This is a genomic window from Streptomyces sp. NPDC044064 (genome assembly GCF_056434245.1).
On record NZ_JBWKFN010000006.1, the window covers coordinates 137,407 to 156,398 of the forward strand.

General features: G+C 69.1%; 18 protein-coding genes and 2 pseudogenes. 9 read left to right on the plus strand and 11 right to left on the minus strand.

Going from position 1 to position 18,992, the window contains the following annotated elements; translation table 11 throughout:
- Nucleotides 1-42: 42 nt before the first annotated feature.
- Nucleotides 43-2,226 (minus strand): D-alanyl-D-alanine carboxypeptidase, encoded by a 2,184-nt coding sequence (locus tag AC07DS_RS12135; RefSeq protein ID WP_479144421.1) that lies wholly within the window; start codon nt 2,224-2,226, stop codon nt 43-45.
- Between the two features lie 195 nt (nt 2,227-2,421).
- Here AC07DS_RS12135 and AC07DS_RS12140 point away from each other — a divergent pair, with 195 nt between their 5' ends.
- From AC07DS_RS12140 to AC07DS_RS12150, 3 genes are all read left to right on the plus strand, one after another.
- Entirely contained in the window at nt 2,422-3,177 is a 756-nt protein-coding gene (locus tag AC07DS_RS12140) for a GOLPH3/VPS74 family protein (RefSeq protein ID WP_479144423.1), read from the plus strand.
- A gap of 241 nt (nt 3,178-3,418) precedes the next feature.
- Complete coding sequence (locus AC07DS_RS12145; RefSeq protein WP_145876332.1) at nt 3,419-4,276, plus strand: helix-turn-helix domain-containing protein; 858 nt, start codon at nt 3,419-3,421, stop codon at nt 4,274-4,276.
- 191 nt (nt 4,277-4,467) lie between these two features.
- The gene (locus AC07DS_RS12150) at nt 4,468-4,659 is read left to right on the plus strand and encodes a DUF397 domain-containing protein (protein WP_145876334.1); all 192 of its coding nucleotides are present in this window, start codon (nt 4,468-4,470) and stop codon (nt 4,657-4,659) included.
- A 122-nt stretch (nt 4,660-4,781) separates the two neighbouring features.
- On the opposite strand, the gene AC07DS_RS12155 is transcribed toward AC07DS_RS12150, so the two are convergent.
- The 3 genes and pseudogenes from AC07DS_RS12155 to AC07DS_RS12165 all read right to left on the minus strand — a co-directional run.
- Nucleotides 4,782-5,648: a MerR family transcriptional regulator gene (locus tag AC07DS_RS12155; protein WP_479144426.1), complete on the minus strand. Its 867-nt coding sequence runs from the start codon at nt 5,646-5,648 to the stop codon at nt 4,782-4,784.
- A 64-nt stretch (nt 5,649-5,712) separates the two neighbouring features.
- Nucleotides 5,713-6,219 carry a glutathione peroxidase gene (locus AC07DS_RS12160; RefSeq protein ID WP_479144428.1) on the minus strand — a complete coding sequence of 169 codons (507 nt, stop codon included), beginning with the start codon at nt 6,217-6,219 and terminating at the stop codon, nt 5,713-5,715.
- Nucleotides 6,220-6,292: 73 nt separating this feature from the next.
- Nucleotides 6,293-7,144, minus strand: a pseudogene (locus AC07DS_RS12165) (slipin family protein); the annotation flags it as partial.
- 223 nt (nt 7,145-7,367) lie between these two features.
- Between AC07DS_RS12165 and AC07DS_RS12170 the strand changes: the two are divergent.
- On the plus strand, nt 7,368-8,564 hold the full coding sequence (locus AC07DS_RS12170) for a M23 family metallopeptidase (RefSeq protein ID WP_479144429.1): 1,197 nt from the start codon (nt 7,368-7,370) through the stop codon (nt 8,562-8,564).
- 49 nt (nt 8,565-8,613) lie between these two features.
- Here the strand turns inward: AC07DS_RS12170 and AC07DS_RS12175 are convergent, their stop codons facing one another.
- Nucleotides 8,614-9,681: an alkene reductase gene (locus AC07DS_RS12175; RefSeq protein WP_479144431.1), complete on the minus strand. Its 1,068-nt coding sequence runs from the start codon at nt 9,679-9,681 to the stop codon at nt 8,614-8,616.
- A gap of 213 nt (nt 9,682-9,894) precedes the next feature.
- Here AC07DS_RS12175 and AC07DS_RS12180 point away from each other — a divergent pair, with 213 nt between their 5' ends.
- Entirely contained in the window at nt 9,895-10,407 is a 513-nt protein-coding gene (locus AC07DS_RS12180) for a MarR family winged helix-turn-helix transcriptional regulator (protein WP_479144433.1), read from the plus strand.
- A 68-nt stretch (nt 10,408-10,475) separates the two neighbouring features.
- Here the strand turns inward: AC07DS_RS12180 and AC07DS_RS12185 are convergent, their stop codons facing one another.
- From AC07DS_RS12185 to AC07DS_RS12205, 5 genes are all read right to left on the minus strand, one after another.
- On the minus strand, nt 10,476-10,685 hold the full coding sequence (locus AC07DS_RS12185) for a hypothetical protein (protein ID WP_479144435.1): 210 nt from the start codon (nt 10,683-10,685) through the stop codon (nt 10,476-10,478).
- Between the two features lie 38 nt (nt 10,686-10,723).
- The gene (locus AC07DS_RS12190; RefSeq protein WP_479144436.1) at nt 10,724-11,227 is read right to left on the minus strand and encodes a hypothetical protein; all 504 of its coding nucleotides are present in this window, start codon (nt 11,225-11,227) and stop codon (nt 10,724-10,726) included.
- A gap of 661 nt (nt 11,228-11,888) precedes the next feature.
- Nucleotides 11,889-12,191 (minus strand): DUF4145 domain-containing protein, encoded by a 303-nt coding sequence (locus AC07DS_RS12195; RefSeq protein WP_479144438.1) that lies wholly within the window; start codon nt 12,189-12,191, stop codon nt 11,889-11,891.
- 224 nt (nt 12,192-12,415) lie between these two features.
- Nucleotides 12,416-12,823, minus strand: a complete 408-nt coding sequence (locus tag AC07DS_RS12200) for an NUDIX hydrolase (RefSeq protein ID WP_479144440.1) — start codon at nt 12,821-12,823, stop codon at nt 12,416-12,418.
- Nucleotides 12,824-13,230: 407 nt separating this feature from the next.
- The gene (locus AC07DS_RS12205) at nt 13,231-13,881 is read right to left on the minus strand and encodes a TetR/AcrR family transcriptional regulator (RefSeq protein WP_479144442.1); all 651 of its coding nucleotides are present in this window, start codon (nt 13,879-13,881) and stop codon (nt 13,231-13,233) included.
- Nucleotides 13,882-14,018: 137 nt separating this feature from the next.
- Here AC07DS_RS12205 and AC07DS_RS12210 point away from each other — a divergent pair, with 137 nt between their 5' ends.
- Nucleotides 14,019-15,158 carry an FAD-dependent oxidoreductase gene (locus tag AC07DS_RS12210; protein ID WP_479144444.1) on the plus strand — a complete coding sequence of 380 codons (1,140 nt, stop codon included), beginning with the start codon at nt 14,019-14,021 and terminating at the stop codon, nt 15,156-15,158.
- A gap of 378 nt (nt 15,159-15,536) precedes the next feature.
- On the opposite strand, the gene AC07DS_RS12215 is transcribed toward AC07DS_RS12210, so the two are convergent.
- A complete protein-coding gene (locus AC07DS_RS12215) occupies nt 15,537-15,932 on the minus strand; it encodes a hypothetical protein (protein WP_479144446.1) in 396 nt (131 codons plus the stop codon).
- 571 nt (nt 15,933-16,503) lie between these two features.
- Here AC07DS_RS12215 and AC07DS_RS12220 point away from each other — a divergent pair.
- The 3 genes and pseudogenes from AC07DS_RS12220 to AC07DS_RS12230 all read left to right on the plus strand — a co-directional run.
- A pseudogene (locus AC07DS_RS12220) lies at nt 16,504-17,309 on the plus strand (tyrosine-type recombinase/integrase); the annotation flags it as partial.
- A gap of 86 nt (nt 17,310-17,395) precedes the next feature.
- Complete coding sequence (locus AC07DS_RS12225) at nt 17,396-18,163, plus strand: class I SAM-dependent methyltransferase (RefSeq protein ID WP_479144448.1); 768 nt, start codon at nt 17,396-17,398, stop codon at nt 18,161-18,163.
- Nucleotides 18,164-18,611: 448 nt separating this feature from the next.
- Nucleotides 18,612-18,968, plus strand: coding sequence for a hypothetical protein (locus AC07DS_RS12230; protein ID WP_479144745.1), 357 nt, complete (start codon nt 18,612-18,614; stop codon nt 18,966-18,968).
- The last annotated feature ends 24 nt before the right edge of the window (nt 18,969-18,992 follow it).

Here is an 18,992-nt window from a genome sequence, read left to right on the forward strand (position 1 = left end):
CTCCGTCGGCGGGGTGGGGGAGTGGTGAAGCGGGGCCGCGGCTCAGCGCAGGCGGGTCAGCTTGTCCGTGAAGCCGGGTTCGGTCAGATCCTTCTGCAGTGCCACCGGGACCGTCACCGCACCGGCCGAACCGTCACCCACGGTGAGCGTGCCGACCTTGGTGCCGGCCTTCGCCGTGTGCGGTACGGCGTCCGAGGTGAAGGACAGCTTCACCTTCAGACCGGCCCAGCCCGCCGCCGTGACGTCCTTCGTCGCCACGATCGGCGTCCGGCCGCCGAGGCCGTCGTCGACGTAACCGACGACATCGCCCTTCTTCAGGATCGTCGCCGACTTCAGAGCACCCTGCGCGGCCCGGATCAGCTTGTCGCCCGCGTCCAGGACGCCGCTGATGATGGTGTTGTCGGAACCGCCGGCGGGCTGGCGCATCGCGGCCCCGATGACGGTGCGGGTCTCGCCGCCGACCTGCTGCTTCGCCGCGAAGACGAGGTTGCCGAGGGCCGAGGTGGTGGTGCCGGTCTTGATGCCGACGACGTTGTTGTAGCCGACCAGCCGGTTGTAGTTGTTGTGCTTGACGCCCTTGTAGTCGACATAGGACATCATCGCGGCGACCTCGCGGAACGCGGGCTGCTCCATCGCCTTCTTGGCCAGCTTGACCTGGTCCACGGCCGTGCTGACCGTCGAGTCCGTCAGGCCCGAGGGGTCGGTGTACGTGGTGTTGGTCATGCCGAGCTTCTTGGCGGCGGCGTTCATCTTCGTCACGAACGCCTTCTCCGAGCCGGAGTCCCAGCGGGCGAGCAGCCGGGCCACGTTGTTGGCGGAGGGCAGGAGGATCGCCTCCAGGGCCTCGCGCTCGGAGATGCTGTCACCGGCGGTGACCGGGACGGTGGACTCGTGGCCGGCGTCCGACTGCTCCTCGGCGGCCTTGTCGATCTTGATCTTCGGGCCGTCCTCGCCGCTCTTGAGCGGGCGGTCGCGCAGGATCAGGTACGCCGTCATGACCTTCGCGACGCTCGCGATCGGTACGGGCTTCTGGGCGCCGGAGGAGCCGAACGAGCCGATGCCCTGGACGTCGAGGGCGGCCTGGCCGCTGGACGGCCACGGGATGTCGGCCTTGCCGCCTTCGAAGGTGTACGTGTCCTTCGCGGTGAGGGCGAGGGTGGGCTGGGGGAGCGGGCGGAAGGCCTGTACGACCGCAAAGACGATCGCCAGGAGGAGGGCCAGCGGGGTCCAGATCTTGACCCGGCGGACCAGTGTGCGGACCGGGGTCTCCGGGGGCGGGGGCGTGTTCGTCAGCTCGGCCAGCAGGTCCAGCGGGGGCTTGGGCGGGAGGGGCTGCTGGGTGGTGCGCTCGGGGCCGACCTGGGGGAGGGCGGTGGTGGGCGCGGAGGTGTCGTTCTTGAGCGGGACGAACTTGCTGCCGCCGAGCTTGAGGGTGGTGGTGGGCTGGTCCACCTGGGGCTTCTTGGGCTTGACGGCCTTTATGAGGGTGGTCGGCTGGTCGACACCCTTCGCCGCGGCGGGCTTGGCCGGGGCGGGCTTGGCGTCGGCGGGCTCCGCCTTGCCCTCGGGCTCGGCGTCGGCCTTCGGCTCGTCCTCGGGCTCGGCGTCGGCCTTCGCCTCGGCTTCGCCTTCGGCGGTCTTGTTGCCACCCGCACCACCCGTGCGGGTCTCGTCGTCGGCTGCGGGTGCCTCCTGCGGGGCGTCCTCGCCGTCGGCGGCCTCCGCCTTGTCCTCGGGTTCGGCGTCGGCCTTCGGCTCGTCCTCGGGCTCGGCGTCGGCCTCGGCAGCGGGCGTCGCCTCGTCCTCGGGCTCGGGCTCGGCCTTCGGCTCGTCCTCGGGTTCGGCGTCGGCGTCGGCCTCCGCCTCGGGCTCTGCGGTGTCGGCCGGTTCCGACTTCGTGTCAGCCTTCGCGTCCGGCTTCGACTTGGAGTCGGTTTCGGTGGGACCGGGGTCCTCGGGGGTTTTCGGGTCCTCGGCCGAGCGGACCCAGGCCGAGACGGCCTCGCGGAGGTCGGAGTCGTCGTCCTCGGCTCCGGCGGCGACCTTCACGTCCCGCACCGAGAGGACCTTCGTCGCCGTGTCCGTCCTGGCGGCGCCGGAGGAATCCTTTTCGCGGGAGACCGCGAGACGCGGATCGCGGGCTTCGGGAACCGAACCCCCGCTCCCCGACGTCGGTTCCGCCGACGACTCGTGCTGCTTCGACCTGTCGGGGGACTCGCCCGCCACCGATGCCTCCTAGTGCGCCGCACGCCCACTCGCGCGCCCTGTCCGAACCATGTACCAGTGTCCTGTGTGAGGGCTTGGCCCCTGTGGTAGACGAGAACGACATACCTACCGGTTCCCTCACGAACCGGTCACGCACCCTCGACAGACCAATGTGAGAGGGGTCACCCTGTCTTTCATCCACGCGGGGAGGCATGGATGGGCAGGAGCCGCAGAACAATTCCGGAGGAGCTTCTGCTGCTGGCACTGGACCCGGCCACGGGTACCACTGCACAGCCGCAGTCGCTCGACCTCGGTCTGGCCGGAGCACAGCTAGTGGAGCTGGCGCTGGCCGGACGGATAGCCCCAGACGGGGATCGTATCGCCGTGGTGGTACCACGGCCGACTGGAGATCCGACTTTGGACTCTGCATTGGAGTTGCTGCGAAGGCGTGGCGCTCCCGTGCGTGCCGTCCATTGGATCGGCGGGCCCCGGCTGGGGCTGCGTCAGATCTACCTCTCGCATCTCGAACGGTGCGGCATGGTTGCCGCCGTGCCGGGGCAGATGTGCGGGGTACTGCCGACGACTCGCTACCAGGCGACGGACACCGACATCAGCCGGGAGATCCGTGCTCGGCTGGATTCCGCGATCCGCACCGGCGTACCGCCGGACCCGCGGACCGCGGCGCTCGCCGCCCTGGCCCACGCCGTCGGACTCGGCAAGCACCTGTACCCGGGGAATGAGGGCCGCTCCTCACGCTCCCGGTTGCGGGACCTGATCCGGCACGACCCCATGGGCGGGCTGGTCGCGCATGCCGTGATGGACGTACAGAACGGCGCCGCGGCCCAGCCGCGGCGTGGACCGGCCACGGCCGGCCGGCAGGCGGGGCACGGAGCCAGGACCGCGGCGGAACCCGCACGCGGGGTTCCGATGCAGCCCAGCCGCGGGTCCATGGCACGCGCCGTGGCCCACTGAGCCGCACCGCCGGTCCCCAAATCCCGGTACGGGAGCCGCTGGTTCGAGCGGGGCGGAGAGATCCTCGTGGTCTCTCCGCCCCGCTCGACCGCGTCCGGACCCGAAAATCCGTGCCCGAACTGACGCGTACGCGCCGCATATCCACCGTTTCCCAGCGGTAGAAAGCACCTTGGTGGCAGTCTGCTCAACAGCAGATACGCAAAGTGTTAGGTACAGGCAGGCAGCCGGAGGTGCACGTCCCGTGGCGTCCAGTGTCAATCCCACCGTCAGACGACGCCGGCTGGGCCAGGAGCTGCGCAGGCTCCGTGAGCTCAAGGGCATGACGGCCGAAGAAGTGGCGGAGCGGCTGCTCGTGTCACAGTCGAAGATCAGCCGGCTGGAGAACGGCCGCAGAAGCATCAGTCAGCGTGACGTGCGCGATCTGTGCGGGGTGTACGAGGTCGAGGACCAGCGGATCGTCGACTCCCTGATGGAGATGGCCCGGGACTCGCGGCAACAGGGCTGGTGGCACACGTTCGGGGACATCCCGTACAGCGTGTACATCGGCCTGGAGACCGACGCCGAGTCGCTGCGGGTGTACGAACCCCAGCTGGTGACCGGTCTGTTGCAGACCCGCGCCTACGCGGAGGCCCTGGTGCAGGGCGCGTTGCCGGAGACGTCGACGGCGGAGATCGAGAAGCGCGTGCAGGTGCGCATGCGCCGACAGGAACGTATCACCGCCGAGGGCGCCGCCCTTCGGCTGTGGGTGGTGCTGGACGAGGCGGCGCTGCGCCGCGTCGTGGGCAGCAAGCTGGTGATGCGTGAGCAGCTGGAGCACCTGATCGAGATGTCCCAGCTGCCGCACGTCACCGTGCAGGTGCTGCCCTTCGAGGTGGGCGCGCACCCGGGGCTCAACGGGCAGTACGCGATCCTGGAGTTCACGGACGCGGCCGACTCCAGCGTGGTGTACCTGGAGGGCGTGACCAGCGACCTCTACCTGGAGAAGGCGCAGGACGTGCAGAAGTACGCCGTGATGTACGAGCATCTGCGGGCACAGTCCCTCAATGTGGAGCAATCCCGGCAATACATCTCCGACGTGGCGAAAACCTACGCCGATTGAGCCCTGCTCCACAGGAAGTGCCGGATCGTACACCGTCGTTACGATTCAGCGGAAGGCTCACTTGGAATATGCCATCCGCTTGAGTGAACGACTACTCCTGCAGAGGCGGTTGCCCGGTAGCGTCGATCACGCCAATCAGACGACAAGGTTGGCGTGAACCGCACCACCAGCAACTCGCAACAGGAGTGGACATGGCACTGATTCAGGGCGCTTCGGAGACGTGGATGAAGTCCTCCTATTCCGCGGGCAACGGCGCCTGCGTCGAGGTCAAGTCGCCCACCACCGCGGAGCTCGCCGTACGCGACTCCAAGGTCACCCAGGGCCCGATCCTGGCCTTCCCCGCCGACGCGTGGAACGCCTTCGTGGCCTCGGTCAAGGCGTAGGGAGCCCTCTCTGACGTTCCCCGCAGACACGTCCGACGACAACTGCACACGCGTCAACCCGCAGAGCCCTCTCGACGAGTCGCCGTCCTTGCCGAGGGGGCTCGGCCAGGCCCGGCCCGGGGTTACTTCACCGGGAACGCCACATCGCACACCGGGTCCCCGGGCCCGGCCGCGTCCCAGTCCGCGAAGTACACCTCGCGGCAGGGGCCGGCCATCTCCAGGCCTTCCCCGGCCAGCCACTGCTCCACCGCCCCGAAGGCGGCCAGGATCTGCGGATGGGCCACCTGGGCCTTGGCGATCCGGGTGTAGGCCAGCCGGGCCGCCGGCTCCACCCGTACCCGGGTCGCCCCGGCCCGGCCGTGCGCCTCCACCCACGCCCGGGCCGCCGCCTCGTCCGCCACCGGCACACATGACTCGGCGGGCCCGTCGCTCTCCATCGACACCTCGGAGTGGTAGACGACGAACGGCTCACCCGCCACGCCCCCGCACTCCCGCGCGGCCTGCAGCAGCCGGTCCAGCGATGCGCCGATCCAGGCCGGCAGCTCGTCCGCGAGCGTGTGCCGCGTCTCGGTGATCACCACCCGCGCGGGCACGTCCACCGTCTCGACCACGAACTTGTCGTACATCTCGGAGCTCCTCCCCGACAGTCGTCCACGGAGGTACTCGGCGAGGGTGCGCTGCCCGGCCACCCGGGTCTCCACGTCCGCCCAGTAGGCGGCCAGCAGGTCCGCGGCCGCGGTGCCCTGCGCCCCGACCACCTCGGCGATCCGGGCGAGCGGCATGTCCAGCTGCCGCAGCAGGGCCACCAGACGGGCGCGTTCCACCTGGTCGGCGCGGTAGTAGCGGTAACCGCTCGCCTCGTCGACATGCGCCGGGGCGAGCAGCCCGAGGCGGTCGTACAGCCGCAGCGCCTTGGCCGAGAGCCGGGCCCGCGCGGCGAACGCGCCGATGGTCAGCAGCTCCTCGTTCACGATGTCATCCTCCGTCACCGGGCGGTTCCTCCCGCCCGGTGACAGGGACACTCGGCCCTGCCCCTGGGGCAAGGTCAACCCATCAGCCCAGCTGGCCCTCGATGGCCGCCACGACCTCCGCGGCCTCCGGCTCGGTCTGCGGCGAGAAGCGCGCGACGACCTGCCCGTCCCGGCCGATGAGGAACTTCTCGAAGTTCCAGCGGATGTCCCCGCTGTGCCCCTCGGTGTCGGCGAAGCCCACCAGACGCTCGTACAGTGCGTGCCGGCTCTCCCCGTTCACCTCGACCTTCTCGGTCAGCGGGAAGGACACGCCGTACGTCGCGGAGCAGAACTCGGCGATCTCCTCGGCGGTGCCGGGCTCCTGTCCGAGGAACTGGTTGCAGGGCACCCCCAGCACGGTGAAGCCCTGCTCGGCGTACCGCTCCTGCAGCCGCTCGAGGCCCGTGTACTGCGGGGTCAGGCCGCACTTGGAGGCCACGTTCACGATGAGAACGCTCTTGCCGGCGTACTGCGGCAGGTTCGCGGAGCCGCCCTTGAGGGCCCCGATCTCGGTGTCCAGTACGGAGCCATTGTGGTCGTTGGTCGTCATGAACGGATGCTAACTCCGACGGGTCGCCTCCCCCCGTCCAGGTGCCGAGGGGGAGGCGAGCCCACCCGTGCTACGGCTGGTCGGCGCTCTGCTCCGGCTGCTGGGCCGGAACGCTCTCCTGCGCCTGCTGCGCCGGGACGCTCTTCGCGTCGAGGCCGGCACCGATGTGCTGTGCGGCCCGGTCGAAGTACCGCAGCAGCTCCACGGGGAACGGCATCACGAGCGTGGAGTTCTTCTCGGCGGCGACCTCGACGACCGTCTGGAGCAGCCGCAGCTGCATGGCCTCGGGCGTGTCCGACATGATCCGCGACGCGTTGGCGAGCTGCTGGGCCGCCTGGAACTCGCCGTCCGCGGTGATGACCCGGGCCCGCCGCTCCCGCTCCGCCTCGGCCTGCCGCGACATGGACCGCTTCAGCGACTCGGGCAGCTGTACGTCCTTGATCTCGACGCGGTCGATGTGGATGCCCCACCCGGCGGCCGGGCTGTCGATCATCAGGGCGAGCCCCTCGTGCAGCCGCTCCCGGTCGCTCAGCAGATCGTCCAGGTCGCTCTTGCCGATGATGGACCGCAGGGAGGACTGGGCGACCTGCCCGACGGCGAAGTGGTAGTCCTGCACCTCGATGGCCGCCCGCAGCGGGTCGGTCACCCGGAAGTAGACGACGGCGTCGACCTTCACCGACACGTTGTCCTTGGTGATGCCCTCCTGAGTGGGCACCGGCATGGTCACGATCTGCACATTCACCTTGCGCATCCGGTCGGCGAACGGGATCAGGAAGGTGATGCCCGGCTGCCGGTGGGCAGGCAGCGCCTTGCCCCAGCGGAACACCACTCCGCGCTCCACCTGGTTGACCACCCGCATGCCGCTCTTCAGCACGAGCAGTACGAACGCGGCCACGACGACCACTGCGACGACGGTGCCTTCCATGGCACTCCATTCTCCGACGCGACTTCCGTCCGGTTCCGGACAACGGGGATGACATCACGGCGGGCGTCCATGGATGCGTGCCGGGTGTCAGGGATCCGTAAAGAAACCGATGCGGGATCGCAGGACCGGGCGACGAACCCGGGCCCGCCCTTGATCGTCTTCCAGTCGGCCGCGAGACGTACCGTGCGGCCGACCGCTGCCAGATCTGCGACCGGGGGCCCACATGCACGATCCGACGTCCGAGGCCGAGCCCTCGTCCCCCGCGCCACCGCCGGAGGCCGACATCCTGGTCCGCTTCCTCACGGCGGACCCGGCCGGGAGGGTCCGGCTCGCGCCGGGCGTCGCGGAAGCGGTCGGCGCCTCCCGCATGGAGGAGATCGTGCAGGGCACCCTCGCCCGCACCGGAACCCCCGTCGCCGTCACGGACAGCCCCGACGGCCTGATCGTCACCGGCCCGCAGGGCAGCGTCCGCGCCTGGGCCCACCAGACCCCCGACGGCGAGAGGATCACCGGCCTGCTCCTGGAGGGAGTGGGCTACGAGCCCCCGTCCCGCCGCCGCCTGCTCCCTGTGCCCGCGACCTGGCTGACGCTGGTCCTCCTGGTCACCCTCTGGAACATCGGCACGCTCTGGACGGCCGCGGACCGCACCTCATGGTGCGCCGGCCTGGCCGGCCTCGCGGCCTTCTTCGTCTTCATCGAGGGCTGCGGCGCCCCCGCCCAGCAGCCGCGCCTCCACCGCCGTGCGGCCGAGGCGACCGCCCTCACCGCCCTCGTCTCGGCCTACCGCCTCCCCGGCCTCCCGGGCGGTCACCCCTCCCTGGACCTCGCCGTGTCCCTGACCGCCCTCACGGGCGCCGTGTTCCTGGTGACCAGAGGCCGCCTCCACCACTGGCGCACCCCCGTCTCCCAGCCCCTCCTCTTCCCTCTGGAGGGCACCTGGTACGTCATCCAGGGCGGCGGCCGCCCCCTCAACCACCACGCCCGAGTCCCGGAACAGCGCGCCGCCCTGGACCTGGTCTCCCTGGGCCCGCACGGCACCCGTACCCGCCCCGGACGAGACCTCACCGACTACGCCGCGTACGGCCGCCCCGTCCGCTCCCCCTGCCGCGGCCGCGTGATCTCGGCGGCGACGACGATCGCCGACCAGCGCCCGGGCGAGATCCGCTACCAACCCCTCTACGGCAACCACGTCTTCATCGACACAGGCCGCGAGATCGTCAAGCTGGCGCACCTGCGCCCGGGTTCGGTGGCGGTCAGCCCGGGTGACATGGTCGAACCGGGCGACCTCCTCGGCGAGGTCGGCAACAGCGGCAACTCCACCGAGCCCCACCTCCACTTCCACGCCGAGCGCGACGGCGTCGGTCTGGACCTGCGGTTCACCGATGTCGGGGGTCGGCTGTACCGGGGCCGCAGGATCTGAGGACCCGGCCGGGGCCGCCTGGACGAACCCCGGCCGGCAGGGGGACCGGTCAGCCCAGGGCGGGGTAGTCGGTGTAACCGCGGTGGTCGCCGCCGTAGAAGGTGGCCGGGTCCGGGGTGTTGAACGGACCGCCGGCGGCCAGGCGCCGGGGCAGGTCGGGGTTGGCCAGGAACAGCGCCCCGTAGGCCACCATGTCCGCGATCCCGTCCTCCAGCAGCTTCAGCTCGTCGGGGCCGGTGACGTCGGGGTGCGTGAACGGGTTCAGGACGAAGGTGCCGGGCCAGGCCCTGCGCAGCACCGTGGTCAGGCCACGGTCCGGTCCCTCCATCAGGTGCAGATAGGCGAGTTCCAGGCCGGCGAGCCGGTCGAGCAGGGCGGGGTAGACCTCGGCCGGGTTGTCCTCGGACATGTCGTTGAACGGGTTTCCGGGCGAGATCCGCAGCCCGACCCGGTGGCCGCCGATCGCCTCGGCCACGGCCGTGACGACCTCGACGGCGAAGCGGATCCGGCCCTCGGTGCCACCGCCCCAGGCGTCGGTGCGCCGGTTGCTGCCGGACGCGAGGAACTGGTGGATCAGGTAGCCGTTGGCACCGTGGATCTCCACGCCGTCGAACCCGGCCTCGACCGCGCCCCGGGCCGCGTCGGCGAAGTCGTCGACGGTCTGCCGGATCTCCGCCTCGCTCAGCTCCTTCGGCGTCACGAACTCCTGTGGACCCTCGTGGGTGTAGACCTGCCCCTTGGCGGCCACCGCCGACGGCCCCACCGGCACCAGACCGTCGGGCAGGAGCTTCGGGTGGCCGATCCGCCCGGTGTGCATCAGCTGCGCGAAGATCACGCCGCCCTCGCGGTGCACGGCATCGGTGACCGTCCGCCATGCCCGCACCTGCCCGGCCGTGTGCAGGCCGGGGGTGTCGGGGTAGCCCTGGCCGACCGGCGAGGGCTGGATGCCCTCCGTGACGATCAGCCCGGCGCCGGCGCGCTGCGCGTAGTACGTCGCCATCAGCTCGGTCGGCTCGGCGCCGGGCCCGTAGGCGCGGCTGCGGGTCATCGGGGCCATCACGACGCGGTTCACCAGGCGCTTGCCGCCCAGGACGATCGGTTCGAAAGCAGTGGTCATGGTCTCTTCCTCGGGAAGCGGTACTCGATTTACCTGTCCGAACAGGTAAATCGACTGAACCCATTCCCGAGGTCAAATGTGATGTGCATCACGCACAGTGACCTGCCTATATCTGCTCCGAAGCAAGAAGGGACGATCGAGGGGCCTCCCCGGAGATAGAATTGGCTGCTCGGCCAGGCAGGCGGGGAAGCGAAACGGAGAAGGAAGAGGGAGATGGAGAGAGAGATGGCGCAGTCCAAGCCGGAGCCCACCGTCCCGGTGCCGGCCGCGGCCGGCGGCGGACCGGTCAGTCACGCGATCTTCCGCCTGGCCCGTCTGCACCGCATGTTCGCGGGACAGCTGCTGCGCCGCACCGGCCTGCATCCCGGTCAGGAGCTGGTGATGATGCACCTGTGGGAACTCGGCCCCCAGCGCCAGGCCGACCTGGTGCGGCTGCTGGACTCCGACGCCGCCACCATGACCCGCACCGTCAAGCGCCTCGAGCAGGCCGGCTTCGTGCGCCGAAGCCCCTCGCCGACCGACAGGCGCGCGTCCCTCATCGAACCCACGGCGGCCAGCCAGGCCCTGCGCCACGAGGTCGAGCAGATGTGGAGCCGGCTGGAGGACCTGGTGACCGCGGACCTCTCTCCCGGCGAACGGACCGCGGCCCTGCTCACCCTGGAGCGCCTGGAACACAACCTCGCACGGGCTGCCGCCGATCCGACGGACGCGGAGGCGGAGCGCTGACGGCGGCCGACACGTCGGCTGCCATTTGATCGCCTGTCAGCGGACGGGCAATGGGCAAGGCGCGGCCCTCAGGTAATGCTTTCCGAGTGCCCGTCAGGGAAGACGCACGTGGGGCCGCGGTAGGGGCCGCCCGGGTTGACCGTTCCGCCCTGGGCCGTGCACTGATCGGACGAGATGGCCGGATGCGTCGCTGCCTGAGCGGTGGCGGCGCCGATGGCGCTCACGCCGACGAGGGTTGCTGCGGCGAGGGCGAGCCCCAGCAGTCGTCGTATACGCATGGCTTTCTCCTCTCGCGTGCCAGTCGCCGAGACACGCTCTAGTCCCCGCAGAACTTCTTCTCCGCCGCGGCCGCGCCGTCCTTGAACCCTTGCCGGAAGTTCTCGTTGACCGTGACGCCCTGCAGTTGCCGCACGTCGCAGTCACTCTTCATGGCCGCGTAACCCGCCTTGTAGCCTGCCGCGTACTGCTCCTGGGCGCTCTGGCGTGCCCCTTGCTCGGCCGTGCCGCACCTGGCCGCGGGGCCGCCGACCTGCCGGGCGGTGATGGTGCCGCGGGCATGAGTGATCGTCGCGGTGAAGTTCCCGCCGGCGTCCGTCCGCACGGTGCCCTGGGCCCCGTGCGCGGACTCGATGAAAACGGCCTTGTTCGGCTGGAAGTCCTCGCCGATGACCTTCAGGATCGCCCGACCGTCGGCCCGCGAGACAGCGCAGGTGGGCGACGCCGCCGCGGCCGGCGAGGCGGCAAGCTCCACCGCCCCTGCTGCCAACGACGACACCACCAGGGGGACCAGCACCGCCAGGCGTACGCGTCGAGCGTTCATGGGAGGGCTCCTACGTGGCTAGCCCCCCTTCAGCCTCTGCCCTCCAGCGTCTCTCCGACGGTAAGGGGTGTCAAAAGGGGGACAGATCCCAGCGGTTGATCGGAATTTCGTACCCGGGGTCACCTGTGGATGTCAGAGACATTCCGGGCCGGTCGCTTCCGAGCCCAGGGGAGGCGGCAGGGGGTGGGGACCTTCCATCCGTGCATGAGGGCGAGCGTGACGCATCTGGCGCCCCGGCGGTCGTAGCCCGTCGCTTCCCTGATCTCGGTGATCGCTTCCTGCCACTTCCTTTGCCCGATCAGCTGTCGTGCTCGCTCCTGCGTGAGCCTTGGGACGGGGATCCGGAGGGCGCGGATGATGTCCGCATCCCAGCGTTGCCGGCGCGCACGTCGGGTTCGTACCCAAGTTTCCAGGGACGATTTCATTGCTTCCCTCTGTAGCGTGAACGGTGGTCTCACAGACTGACTGACGTGCTGTGGCAGCAGTTCGCTCGCCGCTGACGACGAGTGGGACCAGACTGGCGCTGTCGTCACGGACGACCTCTTCGTCCCGGAGCAACTCGGGTGAGGCCTCGACCTGGGACTGGCGCGCCTCTCGCCTCTTGTGATGGTCCGGAGACGCCCGCACTTGTCCGTCGCTGTACGTCGGCGTTGCCGCGCAGTCAGACACTCAAGCGACGTGGGGATGCTTGAGCCGACTCTGGGGCGAGTGCTTCCGGCGCTGCCTGTGCCCGGTCAAAGAGTGGGCCCTCGATCCTTCCGATGTCGCGGAGTTCCTGCAGGGCTCTCATGAGGACCTTCGCGGGCACGCCCTGATCAGCGCAGACGCCCTCAAGCGTTCGGCGAACCATGACGGCGGCGGCTATGCAGGCCCCGGCAGAGAAGCACGTCCTGGCCTCTTCGTAGGCTCGTTGAAGGTCGCCAGGAACCCTTCGACGAGTACACCGCGTCTGCAGTTGCTGCACCGGACTAGGTGCAGGCCCCGGAAACGGACGGATCGCCGTCCGTCAGAGCACCCACGACACTGCCCGTCGCTCGCAACTGACAGTGTCCACAGATGACGGAGCACTGAGTCCCAATACGACCGTCAATAACCATTGCTCCAGATTGACTTGGGTGCGTCCTCGGCGAGTTGACGCCACAGGCCCGAGGGCGACGGAGTTTCAATGACCGAGTCAAGGTGACGGGATCAGGGAAGCCGCCCAGCCTCGTGAAGCGCGTCGAAAGCCACCTCGTCGACGGCCGAGACTCGGTCCCGATCGGCATAGCGGAACCACGCCTTCTCGGCAATCTCCCTCGATGGGGTCAGCTCACCGCGGTGATCAGCGGTGTAACAGATCATCCGGAAAGGGCCGTGATCGGGATGGCCCTCGCCGATCTCGAAAGTGCCGAAGTGCACCATGGAGCCGGGGTCGATCGCCGCCTGCAGTTCCTCGTCGATCTCCCGCACCAGGGTCGCGCCGTCGGACTCGCCCGGCTCACGATGACCGCCCGGGAAGTAGAAACGATCTCTGCCATGACTACGCGTTACCAACACCCGGTCGTCCCGAACCAGGATCCACGCCACCTTCTCCGGCACGTCGCTGCCGTTCGCCATGGCTCGGGACCGTATCGGAGGGCATCGTCTGCGTCAGCACCATCCAGCCTCAGCCACGCTGCCGGCGATGTCCGTATGAGGAAGCCGCGCCGGCGAAAGCGTAGCGGTGCGCCTGGGGAACGACCGCTTCGTCCCGAAGCAACTTGAGTGGGTGTCTGTCCTTGAGCCAGTGCGCTCCTCACCTGCGCCGACGGTCCGCACCCGTCCGCCGTTGTCCGTCGGCATGGTCACGCAGTCGGGCACTCGCCCCTGCTCCTGTTCCAGTGTGGGAAACATCGGTGCGGGAGCGCGGACGGCCGGTCCACGTACAGGTCCCGTGCGGTTCCAGTGACGCGTTGAGCGAGAGCCCCTGCTCCAGCCGCGTGTAGTAGGACCTCGGTGAACGCGACGCGCGGCCGTTCGCTGCCCTATGCGGTGGGGGAGGGGGCGGCTGGTCTGCCGGGTTCGGGGTCACCTTGGGCGACGGTGGTCGTCCAGCCCTGGTCGAGCAGGAGACAGGCCTGGTCGATGGCGGCGGTGGGATCGGGGCAGGAGTCGGCGAACGCGAGGGTTTCGAGGGTGAACCGGGCGTAGGCGGCGCAGATGAGGTCGCCGGGCGGCCGGCCGGTCTGGTCGGCGAGAGCGCGGGCCAGGGCGTGTTCGTGGCGCAGCCACATCGTGCGGGAGTACTCGCGCAGGGCCGGGGTTTCCTGGATGAGCCGCTGGAAGCCGGCGAATCGGGGGTCTCGGGTGTGGGACGAGTCGGCGAAGCCGGTGAGGTAGGCGCGCAGAGCGTGGGGGACGGTCTGGCCTGGCGGCCGGTCGGTGACCGCGCGGACCAGGGCGGCCTCGTGGCGGGCGTCCTCGTCGAAGACCAGGGCCTCTTTGCCTTGGGGGAAGTGGTTGAACAGGGTCGACACCGACACGTCCGCGACCTCGGCGATCTCGCGGACGCCCACCTGCTCGTAGCCGCGTTCCAGGAACAGCCGCAGCGCGGTGTCGGCGATCGCCTGGCGGGTGGCGGCCTTCTTGCGTTCGCGCCGCCCGCCCGTTCCTGCGCGGTCGATCGTCTCTGCCATGTCTTCAACCCTACCCGGCATACGACAAACTTGGAACGGTTGTATGTTTGGAACTGTTGCAGAACAATATGGGCGGTGCCGGACAGGTCCGCGGCACAGGGTCGCGGCCGTGATCCGGCGCCGGCGAAGGGAACACCATGAACTCCATAGCACCCGCCCAGGCCAGGATCAGCGTCATCGGCGCCGGACCCGGCGGGCTGACCTGCGCCCGCATCCTCCAGCAGCGCGGCATCGCGGTCACCGTCTACGACCGAGCCCCGGGCCGCGATGACCGCAACCAGGGCGGAACCCTCGACCTGCATGCCGACAACGGCCAGATCGCCCTGCGTGAAGCCGGCCTGCTCGAGGAGTTCTTCAAGCTGGCCCGCCCCGAAGGGCAGGAGATGCGCCAGCTGGACCCGAGCGGCACGATCAAGTTCCACAAGGTCCCGGAGGCCGACGAGCTCTTCAAGCCGGAAATCGACCGCGGCCAGCTGCGCGACCTGCTGCTGGACTCCCTACGACCGGGAACCGTGCGCTGGGGCCGCGCCCTCGGCACGATCAGCGGGCCCGCCGACGGGCCGCGGCAACTGCACTTCACCGACGGCACGACCATCGAGACCGATCTGGTCATCGGTGCCGACGGCGCCTTCTCCCGGGTGCGCCCGGCCGTGTCCCCCGCCGTCCCCGAGTACACCGGGGTGGGCTTCCTGGAGGCCTGGTTCTCCGACGTCGAGAACCGGCACCCCGACATTGCCGAGCTGGTCGGGCTCGGCGGTGCCGCCGCAGCCGACGGCGACCGCGGCCTGTTCGCCCAGCGCAACAGCGGAGACCACATCCGCGTCTACCTCATCCAGCGGGTCCCGGTCGACTGGATCAGCACGAGCGGCCTGACCGTCGACAACACCGACGCCATCCGCGCCCTGCTCCTCGACAGGTACGCCCACTGGTCGCCCCGCCTGCGCCAGATGATCACGGACAACGACGGCCCCTACGTCGACCGCCCGATCTTCGCCCTGCCCGTCCCGCACACCTGGGAGCGCAACCCGACCGTGACCCTGCTCGGCGACGCCGCCCACCTCATGCCCCCGCTCGGCGTCGGCGTCAACCTCGCCATGCTCGACGCCGCCGAACTCGCCCTCGCCCTCGCCGACTCCACCACCGTCGACGACGCCATCCGCACCTACGAGGAGACCATGCTCCCCCGCTCGACCGAGACGGCCAAGATGCTCGAAGGCGGCGCCGAGCACCTGCTGTCCCCCGGCATCCCCGACTTCGGCGACGACGGCGCAGTTTGAATCCGTGGAACGAGCGCAAGCCTGTCTAAAACCGCCCTTAAAACCCCCGCCATTTCGTTCCCAGGATGTTCCCATCGGGTACGCAAAAGACCCTCCGTGGTGTCCCCGGAGGGTCCATGCGGCCTCTGACCAGGTGTTTCTCTGTGCCCCCGGCAGGATTCGAACCTGCGACACCCGCTTTAGGAGTTCGGTCCAAGCCCCGCCCGGCGGCGTCAGCGCATGATTGGGGCGGACGCGCCAGGCCGTGCATGGGTGCCCGCGTCCGGCGCTGTTGATGTCACCCGTGGATGTCAGCTGGAGCTAGCGCTTCTTGCGAATCTTGCGCTTCTTCCGAGACGTGGCGATCACGTAGTCGGTGCGCGGCCAGGACCACTCGGATCAGCCTTCCTTCCGGCTGAATTCGTTCGTGCACCCCCCAGAAGTCACGTCCCGAGTGAAGCAGGCGACGAAGGAATCCGGGGAGCCGTAGAAGGCCAATTTCATGTCCTCGCAGTCCACGCCGTCGAAGGTGACCGTGCCATATGTGGGAGACCAGGTTCCATGTTGCCGTTCGGTGAACCCGGAGCACCCAGAGTCGACGACGTCCGAGACCTTGTCCAAGCCCTTGGCCGTGAACGTGCCGTCGTCCTTGAACTCAACTGTCGCCCCGGTCCAGTCCGACCACACGCCCGTCAGCTGATCAACGGTGTTGACCTCGACTGGGTAGTCGGAACAGGAGGCCAACAGGAATGTCACCGCACATCCCAACGCAGCGCCCATGAATGCACGTCGCATGCGCTGATGCTGGTTGCCAGCCATACGACCCTGCCTCTCGTGTCTCGCACATGCCCGGTAGCGACGCCTCAAGGGAGCGGCCGACATCATCTTGAACGTGTTCAAATCCTGGTGTCAATGGGGAAGGGGCGCGCTTCGCGATTACGGTCCGTGCGCCTGCACCTTTCGCTGACCTGGGTCGGAGCCTTGCTGTGACTCTCCATGGTTCCCCCGAGCTTCCCGACGGATCGGGCACGCGAGGAGCACGCACCCCAGCCAAAGCCTGCCCCGCTGTCCTCCCGTCTGCCGTCGACCCACACGTATGTGTCTGCTCGGCTCTACCTGGGTCGATGACAACCCCCATCGCATTTCACATCCGACCGGCAGCCGCAGAACTGGCCCCCTCCATCCCGGAGCCTGAGCGCCCCCGCCGGAGGCATCTGCTCTGGCGGGAGGCTGACCGCCAGAGCCCACTGGTCGGATGGTCCACGTGATGCGGATGCTGTCCTGGGCCGTGACGGTGACCGTGCAGGGCTCGGATCGCAGCAGTGCGTGCCGTGTTGCTATGCGGCCCTGGTACAGCCAGGCCCATACCTTCGACAAGTACGAGGCGCACGTCCGGCTCTACCTGGTGCCCCTCATCGGTGCCAAGCGGCTCGAATCCCTCGGCGCCGCCGACGTCCGCCGGTTCCTCGTCCGCCTGGAGCAGGACACCACCTCGGCAACGGCCAAGGAATCGCACCGAGTTCTTCGCTCCGCGCTGTCCTCCGCATGCCGCGAAGAACTGATCACGCGCAACGTGGCCAAGCTCGTTGAGCCGCCCCGCACGGATACACCCGAACTGCACCCCTGGACCCTGGACGAGACGCTCGACTTCCTCGCTGCTTCCCGGAAGGACCCGCTCTACGCGGCTTTCGTCCTCGCCATCGCCATGGGCCTGCGCCGTGGAGAGATCGTCGGCCTTCGCTGGTCGGACGTCGATCTCGACAACCGCGTCCTGTACGTCCGCCACCAGGTTCAGCGTCGTCGTGGCGTCCTGCGCTGGCACCGCATGCGGCAGGCGGCCACTCGCGCCAAGGCAGGGGAGAGGTGGCAGGACTCGACTACGTCTTCGCCACCCGCACCGGCCGCCCCGTCGAGCCGCGCAACCTCTATCGCTCCTTCACCCGCGTCGCCGAGTCCGCCGGCCTCCGCGTGATCCGGCTGCACGACGCCCGCCACGGCACGGCCACCCTTCTCACGGCGGCCGGAGTCCCGCCCCGCGTCGTGATGGAGATCCTGGGCCACTCCCAGATCAGCATCACCATGGATGTCTACACGCACGTCGTGCAGGACACCCAGCGTGAGGCCATGAGCCACATGGACCGGCTGCTCAGGAAACGTCCCCGTCGCCAGTGACCACCGGCGTTAGCCGCGTCCAGGGCCTCGGACCGTGATCGATCCGGGGCCCTTGCGCTGGGGCTTACGCACCGTAGCCTCGGGTCATGTCCGAGACCTCGGTGGCACATTTCTATGACGAGCTGGCTGATGACTACCACCTGATCTACGCAGACTGGGACGCAGGCATTCGTCGGCAGGGAGATGCCCTGGACGGCCTGATAGGCCAGGGCAACGCGTCAGTGCTCGACTGCTCCTGTGGCATCGGCACGCAGGCCATCGGTCTGGCGCTGCGCGGGCACCGCGTCACCGGTACGGACCTCAGCGTTCGTGCCGCCGCCCGCGCTGCCCGTGAGGCCGCCCACCGCAACGTGACGCTGCGCACGGCTGCCGCAGACATGCGACGCCTGCCGTTTCCCGACGGCCGGTTCGACACCGTCGTCTGCGCCGACAACGCCCTGCCCCACCTGCTGACGGAGCAGGACGTCCACGCCGCCCTGGCGGAGATGCGCCGCGTGCTGCTTCCCGCCGGCCTGCTGCTGCTCAGCACGCGCCCCTACGACGACCTGCTGCGTGACCGACCCGCTTCAGCGCCTCCACAGGTCCACCAGCCGATTGACGGGGGAGAACGGACCGTCACGTTCCAGCTCTGGCACTGGCACGAGGACGGCGAACACTACGACGTGGAGCACTTCCAACTGCTGCCGACCGGCGGAGATTGGCGCGTCAAGGTCCGTCGGACCGTCTACTGGGCGCTCGGCCGGGACCGGCTCGTCGGCCTCGTGACCGACGCAGGGTTTGTGGACCCCGAGTGGCTGATGCCGCACGAGACGGGCTTCTTCCAGCCGCTGCTCGTGGCGCGCGTCGGCAAGTAGGTGATTCCACCGCCCTGCCGACCGTTTGCCACGATGCTCAGGGGGCGTCCCAGTCGCCGGTGACCGCCCCCGTTGATGTCAAACCTGGATGTCAAAGGCCCCGGACCATGATCGGTCCGGGGCCTTTTCCCTTGTGCCCCCGGCAGGATTCGAACCTGCGACACCCGCTTTAGGAGCGAGGTGAGGCGAGTGCCGTTCTGACCTGCGAACTGTCCACTTGGGCGGACCGAGGGTCAGCCACCCACCAGCCACCGTCGTTCCCCGTAGCTCCCCGCTGGATCTGGCACGGGTGTGGCACGGGGAACTTCTGATCCGTAGCTATAGCCGGATCGGTCAGTGACGGCCATTCCGACCGTTGGGCGAGCCTGGAGGGATGCCACCGTGCAGGGGCGGTTGCTGGGGTTGCGGTACCTGGCTGCTGTACCGCAGGATCCAGACGGGGGTGACCATGGAACGGCATGTGCTGGAATCGCTGTTGGCCGGTGATGACGAGGCGTCTGTGATAGCTCTGGCCACCCTCCGCAGCGGCGCCACCTACTGGGTGGCAGACCGGGCACAACCCGCTGGCGTACATGCCGGAGTCTTCAAGGGCCGACTTCAGCGCATGCGGATGCACGGACTCGAACCTCTTGGGCTGGAACGAGCGGTGCAGCTCGTCAGTGAACATGGCAGGCCCGTGCGTACAGGGCTGATCGATACCGCCGATCGGACATGGACCACGCTGCTCTTCCTCACCGAGGACGGCAGCGCACTAGTGGCCTGCGCCGGCTGGCCGCTGCCGCTTGTCAAGAAGCCACCGCTTTAGGAGAGAGGCTGGGGCGTCGGGCCG

What these genes read in the sequence shown, in the direction of transcription:
- AC07DS_RS12140 (WP_479144423.1), top strand. Translation starts at nt 2,422, where the DNA reads ATGGGCAGGAGCCGCAGAACAATTCCGGAGGAGCTTCTGCTGCTGGCA.
- AC07DS_RS12150 (WP_145876334.1), top strand. Translation starts at nt 4,468, where the DNA reads ATGGCACTGATTCAGGGCGCTTCGGAGACGTGGATGAAGTCCTCCTAT.
- AC07DS_RS12160 (WP_479144428.1), bottom strand. Translation starts at nt 6,219, where the DNA reads ATGACGACCAACGACCACAATGGCTCCGTACTGGACACCGAGATCGGG.
- AC07DS_RS12170 (WP_479144429.1), top strand. Translation starts at nt 7,368, where the DNA reads ATGCACGATCCGACGTCCGAGGCCGAGCCCTCGTCCCCCGCGCCACCG.
- AC07DS_RS12175 (WP_479144431.1), bottom strand. Translation starts at nt 9,681, where the DNA reads ATGACCACTGCTTTCGAACCGATCGTCCTGGGCGGCAAGCGCCTGGTG.
- AC07DS_RS12180 (WP_479144433.1), top strand. Translation starts at nt 9,895, where the DNA reads ATGGAGAGAGAGATGGCGCAGTCCAAGCCGGAGCCCACCGTCCCGGTG.
- AC07DS_RS12185 (WP_479144435.1), bottom strand. Translation starts at nt 10,685, where the DNA reads ATGCGTATACGACGACTGCTGGGGCTCGCCCTCGCCGCAGCAACCCTC.
- AC07DS_RS12190 (WP_479144436.1), bottom strand. Translation starts at nt 11,227, where the DNA reads ATGAACGCTCGACGCGTACGCCTGGCGGTGCTGGTCCCCCTGGTGGTG.
- AC07DS_RS12200 (WP_479144440.1), bottom strand. Translation starts at nt 12,823, where the DNA reads ATGGCGAACGGCAGCGACGTGCCGGAGAAGGTGGCGTGGATCCTGGTT.
- AC07DS_RS12205 (WP_479144442.1), bottom strand. Translation starts at nt 13,881, where the DNA reads ATGGCAGAGACGATCGACCGCGCAGGAACGGGCGGGCGGCGCGAACGC.
- AC07DS_RS12210 (WP_479144444.1), top strand. Translation starts at nt 14,019, where the DNA reads ATGAACTCCATAGCACCCGCCCAGGCCAGGATCAGCGTCATCGGCGCC.
- AC07DS_RS12215 (WP_479144446.1), bottom strand. Translation starts at nt 15,932, where the DNA reads ATGCGACGTGCATTCATGGGCGCTGCGTTGGGATGTGCGGTGACATTC.
- AC07DS_RS12225 (WP_479144448.1), top strand. Translation starts at nt 17,396, where the DNA reads ATGTCCGAGACCTCGGTGGCACATTTCTATGACGAGCTGGCTGATGAC.
- AC07DS_RS12230 (WP_479144745.1), top strand. Translation starts at nt 18,612, where the DNA reads ATGGAACGGCATGTGCTGGAATCGCTGTTGGCCGGTGATGACGAGGCG.